The sequence below is a fragment of the Bacteroides sp. AN502(2024) genome (assembly GCF_041227145.1).
Taxonomy (GTDB): Bacteria; Bacteroidota; Bacteroidia; order Bacteroidales; family Bacteroidaceae; genus Bacteroides.
Genome location: NZ_JBGFSP010000003.1, coordinates 1,877,341 through 1,897,058 on the forward strand (window position 1 = coordinate 1,877,341; position 19,718 = coordinate 1,897,058).

The following is a 19,718-nucleotide window of genomic DNA, read 5'->3' on the forward strand; positions in this document are numbered from 1 at the left end:
TAGCCTATTTATCCACCACACTATCATCTTTATGTACTCCTACCATTTTCTTAAAATTATCAATGAATTCAAGATAATACTCTGGCACATTATTGTCATCTACATAAACCTCTCCATTGTCTGACGCTAGTTTCTTTAGTATTTCTACTTCATATTCTTCCAAACCAGAAACCGAAAACTTTTTTATATTCTCGTCTATACATTCAAAAGCACGGTTAATATCACCATTCAGATAGTGAAACACTGGTAGCATGGTTCCATCCAAATCAGAGTATTTGCCTATTTCTAAGCCATAGATTAAATTATTCATATCTGATAACTCTTCCAAATAAGGGAGTCCATATTTTATGATAGCATCTGCCATTTTATTCGCTTCACTAGCTACATCCTCATTTTTTGAGAAACGCCATTCGATATAAGTTTTTTCAGGCATTAAATAACCAACAGGCATACCAATTCTGCCGCCAACATAGCCAGGAGTATCTGATTTTATCCCTCTTAATTTCATCTCTATATCATTTTCATCTTTATATAAAACTGCAACATTGGGATTCAAGTTAAATACTCCCAAAGAACCGTGAGAAACACCGAAACCTATGGTATATATGAGATTATCATTTACTTCCTTTATGAAAACATCATAAGTTTTTTTTCTTTCAAATCCGTATTCAATGAATCTTGTATCCAACAAAGACATTATTCTTTTTATCATTTCTTTCATTTTCTGAATTAATATTCAATTCCGATCTCAAAGTTAACAACTTTATGAGATCTCTAAAAATATTCGTCTATTAAAAACAAATTCAGCGGATAATCAACCCTCTGAATTTGTTTTCAATTTATTCTTTCATTTAAAAATAATGTTTATAAACTACAACAAAACCCTTCTGAGATGTGTATGGTTTATTCACCCAAGGCTTCAGAAAAGGTGATTTTAAGGCATTTCCTCCTCTGAATATGAATGACGTTTTACTCATTAACTTAGGCAAATTAATTTGTTGATTAGGAGTGAAACCCGCAGTACTACCATTTTTGACTTCGAACAAATGCAATTTCCCATTCAATTCACCAACAAAATCAAACCTGTTACGAATCATACCACCCGTACCGTCAGGCACATCTACAGAGACTTCTGTTTGATATACAGTTCCTCCTTCTGCTCTAAATTCTCTCATCGCTTCATTTACTCCCAATTGACCTTTATCATAAGGAGTCATCTGAGTATTATTCATATTATTGAGCAAGGGGTCTTTAGACAACACAGAAAGCCCGTCATCTATAGAAAAATTCAACGCTTCAGGATGTTCAACTGTATTTATCGGTGTGTTTTTTAGCGAAAAAGCGCCACGTCCTTGAGCTATCTCCTGACCAGTCCACACATTCTGTCCTTTGACGAAAGACAAGCCACCACCAATCAATCCACCCGCCACAGTACCTGTAGCAGAACCATATAATGCACCATAAAGACCGTTAGACCAAGCATCTCCAATATTTCCTCCGCCCACTAACGTATTCCCAAAACCTAGAGTAAAGCCAGATGTTGCACCACCTACAAATCCTCCTATCGCACCACCTACAAAACCCCCTAAACCAGTCACTGCAGTTGCTGCACCACCAGTCACAGCACCAATAGCACCTGCTGCCGCACCAACTCCGAAATAAGCCAAGCCTTGCCCAAAATTATCTATGCTGTCCCAATGAGTCGCCACATTAATCGCTCCACCTATTACGGCTGCCGCAATCAACCACCAGAACTCCCCATTCTCATCCACATAACACAGCGGACTATTCATACAATAACTATAACGGTTGAAAGCCTGCGTATAATCAAGTATCTGTACATAAGGGTCAGGGCTCAGAAAACGTCCTAATACAGGATCATATAAACGGGCATTCATATTAATGAGCCCGAACATCGGTAAATGTTCATGTCCTGTAAAGCCTCTACCCAGCATCAATTCCGGAGCACTCCCGTCAGCGTACACCTCATGTGTCAAAGAATTACGCCTGCATCCCCAGGCATCAAAACTGTTTTCTTCTACCACACTTCCTTGCACATCTGTTATTTGCAAGATGCTACCCAGATAATCACGATGAATGAAGTAAACAGATGAACCATCACTTTGCTTCACCAACACAGCAGGAGCATCATAATACCCCCCACCTAAGTATAATCTTTCCTGTATACCCGTACTGTCAATATCCAATTCATAGTTACCACCCAGATAATAGCGTGTCAATTGAGTCAAATCATTTACCGAGAGCTGCATACGTATACGGTCATGATTAGCATTATATACCAACACAGCCTTCTTCGTATCTTGCGTGATGACAGAAGGACGCTCGCCGGCGGTATATGTAATGTCAAGACCGGGCTTCACAATATTGTCTTCCACAGGGGTCAGACCTGTCACAGCATATGGGCGGTTAGGATCAGTGTAGACCAACTGTCCTGCATCACCCTTCCAGCGAATATTACCATAATTATCATAAAGAACGGTATTATTACCATAAGCACACAAACGATTCAATTCATCATAACCAAAATCCTCCGACATTCTTCGAATTTCATTCGTACGTCTCTCAAGATTATTCTTTTCTACATTAAAATGGTAACTATAATCGGATATGACTGTTTTATCCGCACGAATAACACTTCGTCTTGCAGGCAACCCCCAATCATCAAATGCATAATTACGTTGCATTTCACCGCATGTAAGCTTGGTCAATTGTCCCTGTGAATTCTCTTCATCATACCGATAGACCAGTGTTCCGTCCGCAAGACGAACTTCTGTCAGGAAACCGTGGTGGTAAGACAACTCTTCTGTGGTCAAAGCACCGTTTTGAGAGGTATAAGCAATGGATTCAGGCAATCCGTCAACTGTATAACCATACGTTTTCTGCAACCATTTACCATCTGGAGCTTCTTCACGCTGCGTTTCCAGTCTGCCATACTCATCGTAGGTATTACGTAGAGCACTACCATTACTTGACACTGCGGAAAGCAAGAGGTTTCCGTGTCATCGTAGGTATAAACCGTTGTTAAATCCGGTGTTACTTGTTTCGTGACACGGCCATAGCGGTCATACTCTTTCACAATCTCACGACCGTCAGCATCGGTTTCTTTGCAAATATTTCCGGCTTCATCATATTCTGTCCGCCGGATTCCTGCACTAGGATCTTTAATAGCAGTACGACGACCATATTTATCATAATAAAAACGGGTTTGTATATTTCCCGAAATTATTGTCACCACCGGTTGACCATCGGGACGGTAATAGTAAGCAATACTTCCTGCAGCGTCCGTCGCCTGTGTCATCAGTCCGGTTTCGTCATACTTGCGGATATGGCGGATACCATTTTCAATAATAGTATCAGTTAAGGCACCATAAGCACAAGAATCTACTTTCCCCGAAGCATAGCGGGTGGAAGTACGGCGGCCAAACTTATCATACACCAGACTATTCCAACGTGAGGGCAGACTATCCGTAGTGGATAACGATTCTTTTTCAAGTAATCCAGTTTTGACATTATATACTTTATCCGTTTTCATTTCCCTTCCGTCGAAGCGAACCTGTGATGTACGTACTTCCCGTTTAAGATAGTCATAATGCGTTTTTGTTACAGGTTTACCTGTTTCAGTAACGATTGCAACATACAACCCCGGTTCTCTTTCGCTACTCCACGCAGTCGATAATTGTTTCACGCGTCCATCAGGATAGCGGGTTTTGATAAGATGTCCCCATGTATCATACTCATAATGGATGATACGCCCCTTATGATCGGTACTGTTCTGCAAAAGTCCGGTTTCCAAATCATAAACGTAATTGATATACAATCCCATAGGATCAGATTCTTTCAACAAGCGCCCATCCCGACTATATTCAAATACTTTAGTCAGTTTATCTGCTGAGTCATAGGAACGCTGCTCCTGCTTGACCAATTGCAGTTTGTCGTTATACTCGTAAAGTTCTTGGGAAGTGATATTCCCGTTGACAAACTTTGTTTTACGGACAGGAAGATACCGGTTGTCATAATCCGTCCTTATTTCCTGAATAATAGTCGAATCATTACGAGAACTTTGCGTCCATGAGAAAAGCGGAAGCCCCAACAGATACCAGTCGTTGTTTTCTACATTCTGATAACCGAATGATTTTGCTTCCGTATAATGAGCACCATAGGAAGTAGACATACCGGTTGCCTGTCCGTAGTCGTTATACTCATACGTGATAACCTTTTCCGTACCATTCAGAGCATCCTTCACAGTCTCTTTCTTCAATTTCAGAAGAACAGTTTTATCCTGCGCCCTCTCCAATACATATTTACGCACAACTGTATCAGTAGGAGTTTCTTTTTTTACCTCTGTACTCAACAGCTCCGGATCGAACACAGAAGCCATCGTACGTTTATTCACCACATCTTCTGTCTCAATCTTCCGGAAACCACGGAAACCCAGACCTGTACGATGGAACACGGCATTGGTGTACTTGTAATATTCCCATGAAAGCTGCTCGTTCCCTTTCGTTTTTTTCAACCATGCGGGTACATACAAATGGGGATTCATTATCGTATAAGGATAACTGATATATCCCAATGAAATATCCGGCCGGCTCACATAACCATTCTCAGATGTTTCCATTATATCCATATAATAGTGGTTTGAGGTCACTCCATAACTGTCTGTAAAATCCCGCAGCATACGTTCTTTCGACTCGTTGTGATTGTATTTATACACATGAAGCTTCTCATTATCCACGCAAATCAGACTTCCTGACCAATAGTAGGGCTGCGCCACATTCGCCACGGCAAATTGTGCCGACAGGTTATCCATCTGTAAAACCGAACGGTAATTATAATGCTGGCTTATCTTTCCGTTTTCGTTCAGATGAACATAGATTTTCCCGCGAACATTGCGCAACAGATCAGGCAACCCGTCATTATCCACATCTAGCAACATGAAATTCAGCCCCACTGTCTCATGAAAACAATAGAATAATTCTTCCGTATGCACCTTAAATCCCGAATTAACGGCACTATAAGATGAATTGCCCGTAGAAATCAAAAATGTCCAACGCTTGCCGTTCTCCACATTCCAATCAAAGACCACAAGGTCACGCTGGGATACACTCGGATCGACCGTACATTCCTGACCCGAATAAGAATGTACATAATGTTTATACCCACTGGCACTGGTACTTTTCAAGTTACTTTCACTATTACATGCACCATGACAAATTCCGTCTCCCAAATGCTTGAAACCATCCTTGCAATGCACACGGCGAGGTCCCAGAATAATATCCATATTTCCGTCACCGTTCATATCAGTCACCATCAGCTCCCGGTCTTTGATGGTGGCGCTTTCGAAATTGAAATGCATGATATTAATTGCACCAGAGTATGCCAACTGCCTGAACCCGCTACCGGTGAACTCATAAACATAAAGCCCGTTTATATTAATCAGACAGATATCTGTCTTGCCATCACCATTATAGTCCATAGGAATCAGGCGATCGGCGTACAACGCCCTGCTATCCACCTGATGCAATGTAAAGTCGAAACACGCTCCGTCATAAATTGCCTTCCGATAATTCAAATCTACCAACAAGGCACGTGAAGGATATTTGTTTTTATCCGAATTATAACAACTCGATATAGCCAGCAACTCAACTTTACCATCCCCATTGAAATCACCGGTTATCACCTGTCGTTCATGAATATATCCATCCCACTCCGAATATATGTAATCCGAATGCCGATTGGGATCGACATCATTCGTATACACCGATACCACCAATTTGTCATCACAATAATTTACTTTTACCGGCTCTTCCAGACCGTCTCCGTTTACATCTAACGCTTCCAGTTGTTTGAAACCTTTTCCGGCTGTAAATACGACAGGAGAGACATTTGAGCCCGACAAATCTTTGTAGACCAATAAATGTTGTGTCTCAGTATACTCACCGAGCACCGGATATGAAATCAAACCGTCACTTTTCAATGCCCTATTGAATTTTCCGCGTGATAAAGCAAGGGATCTATGAGAATTGGGACCCTGAACTGAGTTCTGGAAATACCTCTGTAAATAAATCGTACTTCCACTGAGAAACTCGATACTCCTTCCGTCTCCATATCTGAATTGCAGAGGATTAAGCTTGCCATTTTTCGTTTCACACGCTAACTGTATTGGCAGGTTCACACCCCTGTTCTGATAAGAAAGCAAATATCGCCGCCACAGTTTACCTTTATAAAACGATTCAACCTTCTCCAGCAAACGACTGTATTTTAAAGGTTTTCCATCTGTATAACGAGTGATAGCAGCATTCACGTTGCGATAAGTAAACACTACGGAATCATTATATGCACCTTCGACTTCTCCATACAGTACCTTATGGATATAAGGCAAATTATCCGCCTGTGTATAGACATATTTTACAGATCGGCCTTTACGATTTGTATACAATGTCATCACATAACAGAAAGGAGCTTGTGAAGAAGTCTCGAACTTTGCCGTATTCCCATCCGGATAACGAGCTACTAATGTACCGTCCGCTTGCTTCTTCACTTTTATAAACCCTTGTTCGCTTTGCCATTCGTCCGTACCGGTCTTCAACAAACGCATGCCATCTAACATCAGCTTGTCTTCATTCAAGGAAAGAGGGGATGATTTTCCATCATAATAAATTGTCCCAGACACATGGGTAATACCGGACAGCCCGCCAATATTCCATCCATATCCCATTGCACTTTCACGCTGCTGGCTATTATAACCAAACGACAAACGGGGATGAAATTCCTCAGGGTCAGGATGAATATCCATTGGCACCTGATATGTAACTGCCCCGGTAGGAGTAAGAGCATATTGAACAGGGATTTCGCCTACATCATATGCGGAATTGCTTTCTTCTGGCACTACAGCTCCCTGCTGTGCCTTTGTTGAAATAGCTATCAATAAAGCGATCCCTAAAATAATTATTTTTTGTATGATATTTCTCATAATCTTTGTTGTTTTTTAATAGTTCTGATTCGATTACCCGACTGATCGTATTGGTATTGTACAGGGCTGTCATTCGGTTCCTCCGGCAGAATTTCCGGTTCATCAGGAATGCCAGGTGATAAATCGGCTATAATATTTATTCTCAATTCTCCGTTGGGAACGGAAGCATTCGAATATTTATAACCCGCAGTGATAATAAAATAGGTACCAGCGGACAAGTTCTTCAAATGTAAATAAGCAAGCCCAGGAGAAACACCTTCAGGAATACCAAGATCCTCTGGATCGAAATCTGGAGACAGAAAGTCTCCTTCTTCAAAAGTTGCTACCTCTTCTATGTTTACATTGCTATCTGGCTGAAGCTCAGAAAGGAGCCGATATACAAACAAGGAACTGAACCCCATGCGTGAGTTCCAGTTATGGACAATTACATCTCCCGAGGTCGGAATCTCCATCCGATAAAAAACGGCATTCCCTTGAGTCTTCTGATAATGACTGCTCCCTCTAGGCATGTAAATGAAGCTATTATACCAAGGTGGCACTTTCCGTGTATCGCGTACATCCGTAAATGTCATTTTTCCAATGTCGAATGTCACTGGTATTGCGTCATAATAATAGGTACCATTTTTTTCTACGGTTTGCGCCTGCAGTCCCAATCCAAAAAATACTGCTAATAATATGAATATAATTCGTTTAGTCATTGTGTTTATTGTTATAATTCACTATTGGATAATTCTACAAAGCCCCGCCATGCCAAACTGGCGCGCACAATTTTGCATAGTGGGGATTATTCTCTTTTTTTACAAATTCATCGCATTAGCGCCCAAAACGCCTGCCAAAGCCGAAGCCACTGCGATAACCACTTTCAGGATCATATCCCATACCGATTTCTTCATTGCCATTATTTACCTCCTTTCTGTTCTTTAATATGTTGTTTCACTCTGCGTACTTCCGTATTTGTTGTTTTGATAGCAAACTCCTCAAGTTCCTTGAATTCCTTTGCCACCTCAAAACACGGGCACGATTTAACCCACTCTTCCGGTTCGATCTCACCGTTTCCATTCAAGTCCGGAGAAAGATCCCGATGTCCGCATACCCGGCAGCCGGGAAATTTTTCCTGTAGCTGCCCGACGAGTTTCCGGAGCGCAGCCCGCTGTGCCGGAGTCCGGGTATCTGCCGGGCGTCCCCGGCAGTCCAGACCACCTTCATAACAGATACTTATTGAATGATCATTGAAACCTTTAGCATGTGCTCCGATGCGTTCAAGCGGGCGGGTGAGATACACTGTTCCATCCTTGCGGATGTAGTAGTGATAGCCTGTCCCGTTGAATCCGCGACGTCGGTGCAACCGGTCCAAATCTTCCGGAGAGAGCGTACAATTCCTCCGCGTGGCACTGCAATGCACCACGATTAAATTGATGATTCGCATGTTAATGGATAATTTAGTTTACTAGTTTAGTTAAAAGCTCTGTTTAGTCAGTCATTCGTGTTTGTGTTAGGTCCTACAGACAGACTATGATGCCGGATCCGGTGATTCTTCACCACCTTCATCGGAACCACCACCAGGTTTACCACTATCTCCGCCACCCGAAACCGAAGTGTCGGCAAGGTCGAAACGGACACACTTGGCACCTGTCACCAAAGAACGGGTGGCAGTGGTACGGTCGGGGTTCTTGGTATAGTTGGGCAGGAAACGGACGGTAAGGGAAGCCTGGGCAGCCGATACTTTTTCCGGCAGTTCAACCCCTTTGCCGTTGGACTTCATCACCATACGAAAAGTCCCGAAGCCATCGAGCGTCACACTTTCCGATGCTTGCAGGTGCTGGGCAACCACTGTCACCAGGTTATCAATCGTGTTCTTCACGTCACCTGTGGAAAGAGACGAGTAAGCGGCTATCTCTTTGGCGAGTTGGGTGGTCGACACGTTGCCCGTGTATATCACACGGGGATGAAATAGTTTCTTTTTGTTCTTGTCTTCCAGAACCGACTGGAACGGTTTGTACAATATAGGCATAATTGTAATAGTTTTTTGTGTTAATAAATTAGTTTAGTTTTGTCCTCAAGCTTAATGACACTGTAAAGATACAGGTATTATTCAAACTGCCCCAATCATTTTTTCAAAGTGCGTTCATAAATTAATTAATTACGCTCAAAAGATAATGTCCCGGCAATTTGATTTTACCATTACTCCCTCGGATGTTGCTGAAGCCCTTCCATACAGGGTTTCCGATAGCTCCAAAATTGCTTTTCAGAATAATGGCGTATTGCTCGGAAGGTGGAATCTTGTAAGAGCGAAGGTTCTCCAGCAATCCTCCGAAATTACGCTGCATGCCATCGCACGGTGGTTGCATATTGTCGATGTATTCTTGCGTCATCACCTTCCTTCTTTTCAAATTTTTTCCTCCTCCATCCTCTCCTTGAGGAGAGTCAGAGAGGTGGTTTAATTTATTTTGATTTATTTTTGTTTGTTTTTCTTTGTTTTGTGTACCCGATGTCGCAAATTCAGCTTCCATTGTTACAGAACAAGTACTTGATGTTACAGAATCAGTAGTCGATGTTACATCATAGGCTGTTTTGTTATTGGCATTACCCGCACTGTTTTTGTTGCTTTGAGAAGATTGGTAGGATCCAAGCTCTTCCGCTCCCAACAGGCAGTAAGCAGGTTCTATCAGCGAACTGCTGCGACGCTTGGTGATAAAGAGATACTGCCGCTGAATGTCGGCGGAAGTCAGGATGTCATATTGCCGGTAAAGCCCGGCATCAAACAGCCCACATTCCACAGAAAGAGCGATGATACGTTTCACATCATCCATGTCCGTACTGTAAAGGGCGTCCGTCAGTTCGTCGTAAAACTCATCATTGACAGAAATGTAATATCCTTTTCCGCCATAGATGTACGAGAGCGTTTCTACCAATGTGGCAAAAGCGGCGTCACCTTCACGTTTCATGACACGACGCACCATGCGGTCGTGCATGAAACTGGTGCTCATGGGAAAATAATCCAGTCCCCGTTTTATTCTTCCCATAGTGCGCGTAGTTTTTCCTTTTCCTGTTTCCGACGGATACTGTCCGCTACTACCTGCAGGGCATGGCGGATGAGGAACATACGTAAAGCGTCATCCTTCACCTCGGTTATCACCGGATAAGAAAGGGGTTTGTTTTCAAATAATATACTTTTATCCTGATTGCGATACCTACGTGCGTTTGCCTTACGGCATTCTTTACAGTAGTTGTCTATAGTCCGGGTACGCCGGTTCATATAAAAGGCTTCCTGCAGAAGCTCCCGCTTGCAACATCCGCAGATGTGCAGAGATTGATTCATCAAAGTTTCCATACTGTTTTTCTATTTTATAGTTTTCATATTTAAAATTTTTATCTTGGAGATATATAGCTTGCGCGCAGGACATATAGTTGCTATATATTGGAGATATATCGGCTGCACATTAAATATATAGATGCTACACGCAAGATATATAGATGCTGTAAGCGGACTTTATATTGCTTCCGTCCATCCGGCACGGCTTCTTAAAAGGCGGCGGATGAGGTTTTTTGCAACCTTTCGTAAACTTTATACGGTTTCTCATGGTCTTTCCATTTTAAATTTATAATTTTGAAACAGAATTCTGATTTATTTGCTACAAAGATAAAATAGTTTTCAAAAAGAAAATAGAAGTTTTAGAAATTAATTTTCAAAAAGAAGATAACAGATTATCAATGAGCAATTAACAAGTTCATGAATTTTTACATCAAAATTAAACAATAATAAAATGGATACATTTCTGGATGTTACAGGAATCGTGAAGCGTGCCAAACAGGCTCTGAACTTCAAGAACGACAGCGAATTAGCTGAATATTTAGGTGTTTCACGTGGCACAGTATCCAATTGGTGCGCACGAAACAGCATAGATTTCCGCCTACTACTCAACAAATTGGGAAACACGGTAGATTACAACTGGCTTCTTTTGGGAAAAGGAAATCCGAAGCATCAGCCAAGATTCTGCGAAAGCGAACTGGCACAGGGAGAAGTGGAGATTATACACAATCCTAAAACAGCGGAACGGGTAGACGACCGGAGTGTGACGCTATACGACATTACAGCGGCTGCAAATCTGAAGACATTATTCGTTAACAAGCAGCAGTACGAACTGGGGAAGATATTGATTCCGAATATCTCCGTTTGTGACGGGGCGGTTTATGTAAACGGAGACAGCATGTATCCCATACTGAAATCGGGGGATATCATCGGATACAAAGAAATCAGCAGTTTCGACAACGTTATTTACGGAGAAATATACCTAGTGTCGTTTATGATTGACGGAGACGAGTATCTGGCAGTGAAATATGCAAACCGGTCGGAGAAAGAAGGGTGTATCAAATTGGTGAGTTACAATACGCATCATGAGCCGATGGATATTCCATTCGCATCCATCAATGCGATGGCAATCGTGAAGTTCTCGATTCGCAGGCACATGATGCTATAAGATTCACCACAGAGGACACAGAACAAAGAATCGACTCCCTCTATGCACAACAAGGCTAGGCCGACAGAACCTAACAGAATATAATAAAAAAACGTTGTATCCTCTGCGTCCTCTGTGGTGAAATTAAACTTCTTCCCCTTTCAGTGTAGCCGAGCTGGCTTCCGTGATACGTACGTTGACAAAATCACCGATACGATGCGTACCTCTGTCGAACACCACCACCCGGTTTTGTTCCGTACGCCCGAACAGTTGATCGCGCGAACGCTTGGAAACACCTTCCACAAGCACTTCATACGTCTTTCCGATGCAACGCTGGTTGGACTCGGCAGACAGACGGTTCTGCAAAGCGATAATCTCATTCAGACGACGGATTTTCACGTCTTCCGGCACGTTGTCCTCAAGATGTTTCGAAGCATAGGTTCCCGGACGCTCGGAATATTTGAACATGAAAGCGGCATCGTATCCGCACTCTTCCATCAGGGAGAGGGACAGGGCATGGTCTTCTTCCGTTTCAGAATGAAAACCGGAGAATATGTCCGTTGTCAGCCCGCAGTCGGGGATGATGCGTTTGATAGCGGCCACACGGTCCAAATACCATTCGCGGGTATATTTGCGGTTCATCAGTTTGAGGATGCGGGAACTGCCACTCTGCACAGGAAGGTGGATATGCTTGCATACGTTGGGTACTTGCGCAATTACTTCCAGTGTTTCGTCACTCATATCCTTCGGATGGGAAGTCGTGAAACGAATACGCACCCTCGGAGCTGCTTCAGCCACCGTTCGGAGCAGCATCGGGAAGGTAACCACTTCGCCTGTCGGCTTCTCGAAATGATAGGAATTGACATTTTGTCCCAACAGGGTAACTTCTTTATAACCTTTTGCTACCAAGTCTGCCACTTCATTAAGGATGCTTTCCACATCGCGGCTGCGCTCACGTCCACGAGTATAGGGGACGATGCAATAGGTGCAGAAATTGTTACAGCCACGCATGATGGATACAAAGCCGGAAATATGATTGCCGCAGATACGCGACGGAATCACATCCCGATAAGTTTCGGTAGTAGAAAGCTCTACATTAATCGCCTTCTCACCGGCTTCAACGGCGGCAATCAGGTCGGGCAAGGTCATGTAAGCGTCCGGCCCCACTACAAGGTCAACATGATGATTCGTAATCAAATCATCCTTCACCCGTTCAGCCATACAACCCAGCACACCCACAATCAGATGTTTCTTCTTTTTCTTCAGTGAGTGGAAGAATTCCAGGCGGTTCAGAATCTTCTGCTCCGCATTATCGCGGATCGAACAGGTGTTCATAAACACAGCATCAGCCTCTTCGAGCGTTTCAGCTACAGAGTAACCCGCCATTTGCATTACGGAGGCAATCACCTCACTATCGGCCACGTTCATCTGGCAGCCATAGGTTTCGATAAACAACTTCTTGTTGTCATCAGTCATTTCAGTTGCGGATTTAAAGTCCGCTTCCGTCCATTCGTTCATAACAGATTATTATTTAATTTTCGCCTGCAAAGATACGGCTTCACTTTCAATAAGTAGTGAATTGACACAGAAATAACGCTAAAACTTATGATTTAGCAAGCAATGTTGTAATTAATGTTAAGAGAATAAATATTTCTCATCAATATACTTGGCAAATTTAAATTTATCTTTCACATTTGTACAATGAAAGAAACATTAGATTTTTTCATAGTTAAGGTTTAGGTTAAAAAAATTAAGGGGAGCTGTGAAGCTGCCCTTTTTTCATGCCCAAATGTTAGTTTAAACCAGATAAAATACCTATCTTTGGCGGATAACTATTTAGATGTGAAGCACAATGGAAGATTTTCTTAGATTTCTCTTGATAGCAGGCGTCATTCTTGTGGGAATATTCAAAGAGGTGAATAAAAGCAGCAAGGCGAAAAAAGCCCGACGCCCCGTTCCCCCAATGCCATCTCCGGTTGAAGCAACCCCCGATAGCATCCCTATGCCCGAAGCTTGGGGAAGGCCCCAGTTAGCGGACGAACTACCCCAGCCGATCCCCCGCAAACAACCGGCTGACAAACCATCTTCCAAACAACAGTATTCGAAGCAGAAAACGCCGAAACAACAAAAGAAAAAAGGAGAAGTATCCGTGGCCACATCCCTTGCGAGCAGTGCCGCCGACAATAAAGATGATTTCGCAATTCATTCAGCGGAAGAAGCACGCCGGGCCATTATCTGGGGAGAAATACTTCACCGGAAATACTGAGGAACGTTGTAAAGACATATCAAGGAAGGATAATAGAACTATTAACTTATTAAATATCAACTGCATTTTAACACGAAATTTACTCTTTATGTCACTCAATCGTATTTCGGCAGCAGAAGCTGCAAGCCTGATCAAACATGGCTACAACATCGGCCTAAGCGGATTTACTCCCGCCGGAACGGCCAAGGCTGTAACAGCCGAACTCGCAAAAATTGCAGAAGCAGAACACGCGAAAGGAAATCCGTTTCAAGTAGGAATTTTCACAGGTGCATCTACAGGAGAGTCCTGCGACGGCGTGCTATCACGTGTCAAAGCGATCCGCTACCGCGCCCCTTATACTACCAATGCTGATTTCCGAAAAGCTGTGAACAACGGAGAGATTGCCTACAACGATATACATCTCTCACAAATGGCACAGGAAGTGCGCTACGGATTCATGGGGAAAGTAAACATAGCCATCATCGAAGCCTGCGAAGTGACCCCGGACGGAAAGATTTATCTGACTGCCGCCGGTGGTATCGCTCCCACCATCTGTCGTCTTGCCGACCAGATTATCGTAGAGTTGAACAGCGCACATAGCAAATCAGGTATGGGCATGCACGACGTGTACGAACCGCTCGACCCGCCTTACCGTCGCGAAATACCTATTTACAAACCGAGTGACCGTATCGGGGTACCTTACGTCCAGGTAGACCCGAAAAAGATTATTGGCGTAGTAGAAACCAACTGGCCGGACGAAGCCCGTTCTTTCGCCGCTGCCGACCCGTTGACCGATAAAATCGGACAGAATGTTGCCGACTTCCTTGCTGCCGACATGAAACGCGGTATCATCCCGTCCACGTTCTTACCCTTGCAATCGGGTGTAGGAAACATTGCCAATGCTGTGCTTGGTGCATTAGGACGTGATAAGACGATCCCTCCATTCGAAATGTACACAGAGGTAATCCAAAACTCTGTGATCGGATTGATCCGCGAAGGACGTATTAAATTCGGTAGTGCCTGTTCACTGACTGTAACAAACGACTGTCTGGAAGGCATTTACAACGATATGGATTTCTTCCGCGATAAGCTTGTTCTCCGTCCTTCGGAAATCTCAAACAGCCCGGAAATAATACGCCGCCTCGGTGTCATTTCGATCAATACGGCTATCGAAGTTGACCTGTACGGCAATGTAAACTCTACCCATATCGGCGGAACAAAAATGATGAACGGTATCGGTGGTTCGGGCGACTTTACCCGCAACGCTTACATCTCCATCTTCACTTGTCCGTCTGTGGCCAAAGAAGGTAAAATCAGTGCGATCGTACCGATGGTATCCCACCACGACCACACAGAGCACGATGTCAATGTTGTTATCACCGAACAAGGTGTAGCCGATCTCCGTGGCAAGAGTCCGAAAGAACGCGCACAAGCCATCATCGAGAACTGTGCCCACCCTGACTACAAAGAGTTGCTTTGGGATTACACGAAGCTGGCAGGTGACAAACATCAGACTCCACACGCTATTCAGGCTGCGCTCGGCATGCACGCAGAATTGGCTAAGAGTGGTGATATGAGAAATACAAACTGGGCTGGATATGCGAAGTAAATAGAAACAGGATTTACAATATTGATTCTAACTCCATATAATTGTATTCTCTGGTAAACAAAATCCAACAATTTTTATTTATTAGGGAATACAATTTTTTATCCGTCCGTTCAAAACACGAATCCGCCAACGTAGCCGGCAACCGACGCAAAGGAATTGACACGATCAATTATCGCCCGATTATCACCTCACACACCTTATCCTGAAACGCTCTCGCCTTAGCAGCCGAAAGCACATTCTGGTTCATAATGGCAAAGGCCACTTCATGCCCGTTCTTCATTTTCAGATAGCCAGCCAATGCATTTATTGCCGTAAACGACCCTGTCTTGGCATGCACATTCCGAAATGCAGGAGCGCTTTTCATCCGGAATTTTAAAGTTCCGTCCACCCCGCCAACAGGAAGTGATTTATACAACATCCGAAACAATTCTGTCTGCGAATACGCATATTTCAGAAAGTCCACCAGCAGGGCAGGAGAGAGGTAATTATAATTGGAAAGTCCACAGCCATCAGCAATCTTATAGTCTTTCGGATCATGTCCCAAGCGACGGATCAGTTTCATAATCTCTACAATACCATCTTCAGCGGCTATCTGCTTCTTTCCCGTGGCCTGCGCCCCCAGACGACAGAGAAAAGCTTCCGCATTAAGGTTATCACTCTCTTTCATCAACTGGTTCAGCACTTTCTGCACGGGAGTATTCCAGCAAGCCATCCGCTCCACTTTCACGCTGTCGCGAGGTAATTCGGCAAAGCCATACGACTGGGGAGTAGTGATTCCTTTCCCACGAAGGCGTTCCAGAAATGTATGCATAAAGAAACGGGAAGAATCGTAGATGTTAACATCATCCTTTCGGATCGAAGTGACATTGCCCGAAACAAGGAGATTATTACCATTCGTCAGCCAATCTCGTGTGAAAGAGAACTTTCCGGCAGAGGAAGTACGTGTTTTGGTCCGGTTCGTCACTGTATAATAGGAAGATACAGGATGACAAGAGACAGTGGCCGTATCGCCCTGTACCGTAGAAGGAACAACAGAGACCTGTACAGTCCCCTTGTTGAACATTAACGGAGACAGATAAGGCTGATAGCCCGCAGGCGTATCGTCCCACGCCCATCCACTTCCCCAATAAAGGGAGTCTTTCATCGAGACATCGCCATACACCTGCCCGTTAATCACAGAAAAAGGGAAAGTGAGCACTTCTTCTATCAACGAATCCATCGACCCACTGTCAAATTCCGGATCGAAACCACCCACTACATACAGATTACCTTGCAACGTATCGTGTTCTATCACCCCGTCGTGCCACACTTCTGTACGAAAAGGCTCATTGCCGTCAGGGCGGGAGAGAGCGGTAATAGCTGTCAACAGCTTCATGGTGGAGGCAGGACGGGAAAGTTTCTCCGCACGATAATTATAAAGTAATTTCTTAGCCGTCAGGTTGTAAACGGATACGCCAACCTCCGATGCTTCGGGGAGCATCTTCTTGATAAGCGAATCTATCTGAAGCACCGATCCTTGCCCCCATAAAAAGGGGAAACAGGCTGACATGATAATGATCAGAAAAGTTTTTTTCATCTCCAATTAGCATTCATTGATTGACACACGTTACACATAATTTAAATGATACTCTTCCATTGAATCGGATCTGCAAATATAAAACTTTCCTACTGAAATCCACTCAGATCAACAACGCAAAACTAACTCATCGTTAAATCATGCAAACAGCCAATGGATTGTGCCCATGTTCGGTCTCTGTCGCCACACTGCCTGCATGGCGCTAAGCCTCGTCGTAACCTATGGGGCGAAACAGCTTTTGGTCTTCGCTATATACATGACCGTGGTTGTGGAGGTGGGTCTTGATGTACAAACATAGTGCCAAACTCGGCTTACACGTATTTTAGTTTTGCCTCGCAGTGGCGACCCATGCAGGCATTGTCGAAAGGCGTAAATCATGGTAAATAAACTCAAAACCGGTTGGAGTCTTACCTTAATTGTTGTAACTTTGCAAAGACCACGGGCATGGAGACTGCTACGACGAAAGCATGGCAAATGCCCGACAGGCTATAATAACATCAGAAATCAAGATACCCTATGGAAGAAATCATGATCCGAAAAGCCACAACCGATGATGTGGCCTTGCTGCAGGAGATAGGCAGACAGACTTTTTTTGAGACCTTTGCACTACATAATAGTGAGGAGGATATGCGGAAATATCTGCAAACAGGATTTGCAGACGACAAAATGAGGAGCGAGCTGAGCGACAGCCTATCAGACATATATTTTGCAATGGATGGCAGCCGGGTGATAGGCTATTTGAAGTTGAATTTCGGCGAATCGCAAACCGAACTGCAAGACAGCAGGTCGATCGAGATCGAGAGGATCTATGTGCTACGGGCCTATCATGGCAAAAAGGTCGGTCAAATGCTCTACGACAAGGCTGTAGAAGTGGGGTTGGCGCATGCACTCGACTACGTGTGGCTGGGCGTATGGGAGAAAAACGAACGCGCCATCGCTTTCTACACTAAAAACGGATTTACGGCTTTCGACAAGCATATCTTTGTGCTTGGCGACGACAGACAGACAGATATACTGATGAAACGCCCGCTGAAATAGTTGTTGGAGGCTCCTACTACGTGGACCACCTCATGAACGGTGGCACCGGTGTATATACCCATGGCACCGGCATCGAGCGCAAAGATGCCCGCCTTGTAAAGCAGGGGGGAAAGAAACGGCACAAGCAAGAAGTGACATAAGAGCCGTGAAGAATGAACACCTCTTGGATAAGTCTGCAAAAGAAAAAAGATTCCCAAAAGTTTCGCATTCCAAAGTAAATCTATACATTTGCCGCAGCCAATCTTCAAGACAGGAGTTGATAAAAAATAACAAAAACTCTCGAACAGGCAACGGGACAGACGGAAAAACAAATTAAAAATCATTATATAAACATGACACAATGAAAGCAATGAATGTTATGCAGAATGCCGCTATATGCGGTCTGTTCCTCTGCTTAGGAACAAAAGGAAACGATGCCATTGCAGCTAATGGCACCACGGACAAAGACAACACCACGCTTGTCAGTCATTTCTCCGCCTATCTGGCATCACCGGACAAGAATTTCATGTTCGAGAAAGGGAAACGACTCAATCTTTCAAAGATCGAACAATACCGCCAATCCGTGTGGGACGCATGGAAAACAGCCAACAACCAGTCGGAAGAGGAAAAACTAATCCCGCTTCAATCTTTATCTGACAAGACACGCGGACAATGGAACCTACCCGCTGAATTGGAACCGAAAGCTGTGATGCATTACTATTGGGGAACTAAAGGCAATGCAAAACCTGATAAAGGTTATCCGCTGTTTCTTTATACTCACGGCTCAGGACCGAAAGCTATGGAATGGGTTACAGGACTGAAAATCTGCCGGGATTTTGATGATGCACCGTCTGCCTATTTCATCCCACAAATACCCAACGAGGGCGAATATTACCGCTGGTGGCAAAAATCCAAACAATACGCATGGGAAAAACTCCTTCGCCAGTCACTCGCTTCGGAACAAATCAACCCCGACAAAATATATATCTTCGGCATCTCCGAAGGAGGATATGGTAGCCAACGCCTTGCATCTTTCTATGCCGATTATCTTGCCGGAGCAGGTCCGATGGCAGGTGGCGAGCCTCTGAAAAACGCACCTGCAGAAAACTGCGCAAACATTGCGTTCTCATTACGTACGGGAGCCGTAGACAGAGGATTCTACCGCAACATGCTGACAGGCTACATAAAAGAAGAATTCGAGAAACTGCAAAAGGAGCATCCCGGACTTTTTACCCATCGTGTGGAACTGATTCCTAACATGGGCCATCATATTGACTATCGTCCTACCACTCCATGGTTGAAGCAATACACTCGCAATCCTTATCCGAAATATGTTCTCTGGGAAGACTTTGAAATGGATGGCCGTCGTCGCAAGGGATTTTACAATCTCGCCATCAAGGAACGCCCTGATGAAAATGCACGCACTCGTTATGAAATGACCATTGAAAACAATCATATCACTCTGAATGTGGACAATGTAACGTACGAAACCATCCAGAAAGATCCACAGTGGGGAATCGAACTGAAATTTAAGAAAAGCTACACCCCTGCCGCAACAGGAAAAATACTTATTTATCTCAACAGCGAACTGATAAACCTGAAACAAAAAGTCACCTTGACGGTAAACGGCAAACAAGTGTTTCAAGGCAAAGTAAAACCCGACCTGAAGCACATGGTGAACAGCTGCGCCACCTTCTTCGACCCGCAACGGATTTATCCGGCAGCCATAGAAGCGGTGTGGTAATCTATAAACAATGATACAAAGGGAAAGAAAAAACTATCAAAAAGTTCTTTCAAGCAAAAAATATCGCTATTTTTGT

At 43.9% G+C, this 19,718-nt stretch carries 16 protein-coding genes; 5 read left to right on the forward strand and 11 right to left on the reverse strand.

Annotated elements, in window-relative coordinates:
* Window positions 1–4: 4 nt before the first annotated feature.
* The 9 genes from AB9N12_RS07345 to AB9N12_RS07385 form a co-directional block, all read right to left on the reverse strand.
* On the reverse strand, window positions 5–721 hold the full coding sequence (locus AB9N12_RS07345; protein WP_369891006.1) for a DUF4304 domain-containing protein: 717 nt from the start codon (window positions 719–721) through the stop codon (window positions 5–7).
* Window positions 722–851: 130 nt separating this feature from the next.
* Window positions 852–2,705, reverse strand: coding sequence for an RHS repeat domain-containing protein (locus AB9N12_RS07350; RefSeq protein WP_369892832.1), 1,854 nt, complete (start codon window positions 2,703–2,705; stop codon window positions 852–854).
* A gap of 125 nt (window positions 2,706–2,830) precedes the next feature.
* Complete coding sequence (locus AB9N12_RS07355) at window positions 2,831–6,994, reverse strand: FG-GAP-like repeat-containing protein (RefSeq protein WP_369891008.1); 4,164 nt, start codon at window positions 6,992–6,994, stop codon at window positions 2,831–2,833.
* The gene (locus AB9N12_RS07360; RefSeq protein ID WP_369891010.1) at window positions 6,991–7,692 is read right to left on the reverse strand and encodes a hypothetical protein; all 702 of its coding nucleotides are present in this window, start codon (window positions 7,690–7,692) and stop codon (window positions 6,991–6,993) included. The genes AB9N12_RS07355 and AB9N12_RS07360 overlap by 4 nt, the downstream gene beginning before the upstream one ends.
* Window positions 7,693–7,791: 99 nt before the next feature.
* On the reverse strand, window positions 7,792–7,887 hold the full coding sequence (locus tag AB9N12_RS07365; RefSeq protein WP_005681936.1) for a smalltalk protein: 96 nt from the start codon (window positions 7,885–7,887) through the stop codon (window positions 7,792–7,794).
* Window positions 7,888–7,892: 5 nt separating this feature from the next.
* Entirely contained in the window at window positions 7,893–8,420 is a 528-nt protein-coding gene (locus tag AB9N12_RS07370; RefSeq protein ID WP_369891011.1) for an N-acetylmuramoyl-L-alanine amidase, read from the reverse strand.
* Window positions 8,421–8,504: 84 nt separating this feature from the next.
* On the reverse strand, window positions 8,505–9,005 hold the full coding sequence (locus AB9N12_RS07375; RefSeq protein WP_369891013.1) for an HU family DNA-binding protein: 501 nt from the start codon (window positions 9,003–9,005) through the stop codon (window positions 8,505–8,507).
* Between the two features lie 121 nt (window positions 9,006–9,126).
* Complete coding sequence (locus AB9N12_RS07380) at window positions 9,127–10,017, reverse strand: DUF4373 domain-containing protein (RefSeq protein ID WP_369891015.1); 891 nt, start codon at window positions 10,015–10,017, stop codon at window positions 9,127–9,129.
* The gene (locus AB9N12_RS07385; RefSeq protein ID WP_369891017.1) at window positions 10,005–10,325 is read right to left on the reverse strand and encodes a hypothetical protein; all 321 of its coding nucleotides are present in this window, start codon (window positions 10,323–10,325) and stop codon (window positions 10,005–10,007) included. The genes AB9N12_RS07380 and AB9N12_RS07385 overlap by 13 nt, the downstream gene beginning before the upstream one ends.
* Window positions 10,326–10,758: 433 nt before the next feature.
* Between AB9N12_RS07385 and AB9N12_RS07390 the strand changes: the two genes are divergently transcribed.
* Window positions 10,759–11,472, forward strand: coding sequence for a helix-turn-helix domain-containing protein (locus AB9N12_RS07390; RefSeq protein ID WP_369891018.1), 714 nt, complete (start codon window positions 10,759–10,761; stop codon window positions 11,470–11,472).
* 123 nt (window positions 11,473–11,595) lie between these two features.
* Here AB9N12_RS07390 and miaB read toward each other — a convergent pair whose 3' ends face one another.
* Window positions 11,596–12,969: a tRNA (N6-isopentenyl adenosine(37)-C2)-methylthiotransferase MiaB gene (gene miaB, locus AB9N12_RS07395; protein ID WP_369891019.1), complete on the reverse strand. Its 1,374-nt coding sequence runs from the start codon at window positions 12,967–12,969 to the stop codon at window positions 11,596–11,598.
* 334 nt (window positions 12,970–13,303) lie between these two features.
* On the opposite strand from miaB, the gene AB9N12_RS07400 reads away from it, so the two are divergent.
* A complete protein-coding gene (locus tag AB9N12_RS07400) occupies window positions 13,304–13,717 on the forward strand; it encodes a ferrichrome ABC transporter substrate-binding protein (RefSeq protein WP_369891020.1) in 414 nt (137 codons plus the stop codon).
* An 88-nt stretch (window positions 13,718–13,805) separates the two neighbouring features.
* Complete coding sequence (locus AB9N12_RS07405) at window positions 13,806–15,305, forward strand: acetyl-CoA hydrolase/transferase family protein (RefSeq protein ID WP_369891021.1); 1,500 nt, start codon at window positions 13,806–13,808, stop codon at window positions 15,303–15,305.
* Between the two features lie 169 nt (window positions 15,306–15,474).
* On the opposite strand, the gene dacB is transcribed toward AB9N12_RS07405, so the two are convergent.
* On the reverse strand, window positions 15,475–16,881 hold the full coding sequence (dacB, locus tag AB9N12_RS07410) for a D-alanyl-D-alanine carboxypeptidase/D-alanyl-D-alanine-endopeptidase (RefSeq protein WP_369891023.1): 1,407 nt from the start codon (window positions 16,879–16,881) through the stop codon (window positions 15,475–15,477).
* A 516-nt stretch (window positions 16,882–17,397) separates the two neighbouring features.
* On the opposite strand from dacB, the gene AB9N12_RS07415 reads away from it, so the two are divergent.
* Window positions 17,398–17,919 (forward strand): N-acetyltransferase family protein, encoded by a 522-nt coding sequence (locus AB9N12_RS07415; protein ID WP_369891025.1) that lies wholly within the window; start codon window positions 17,398–17,400, stop codon window positions 17,917–17,919.
* Between the two features lie 349 nt (window positions 17,920–18,268).
* Window positions 18,269–19,642 carry a hypothetical protein gene (locus tag AB9N12_RS07420; RefSeq protein WP_369892833.1) on the forward strand — a complete coding sequence of 458 codons (1,374 nt, stop codon included), beginning with the start codon at window positions 18,269–18,271 and terminating at the stop codon, window positions 19,640–19,642.
* Window positions 19,643–19,718 lie beyond the last annotated feature (76 nt).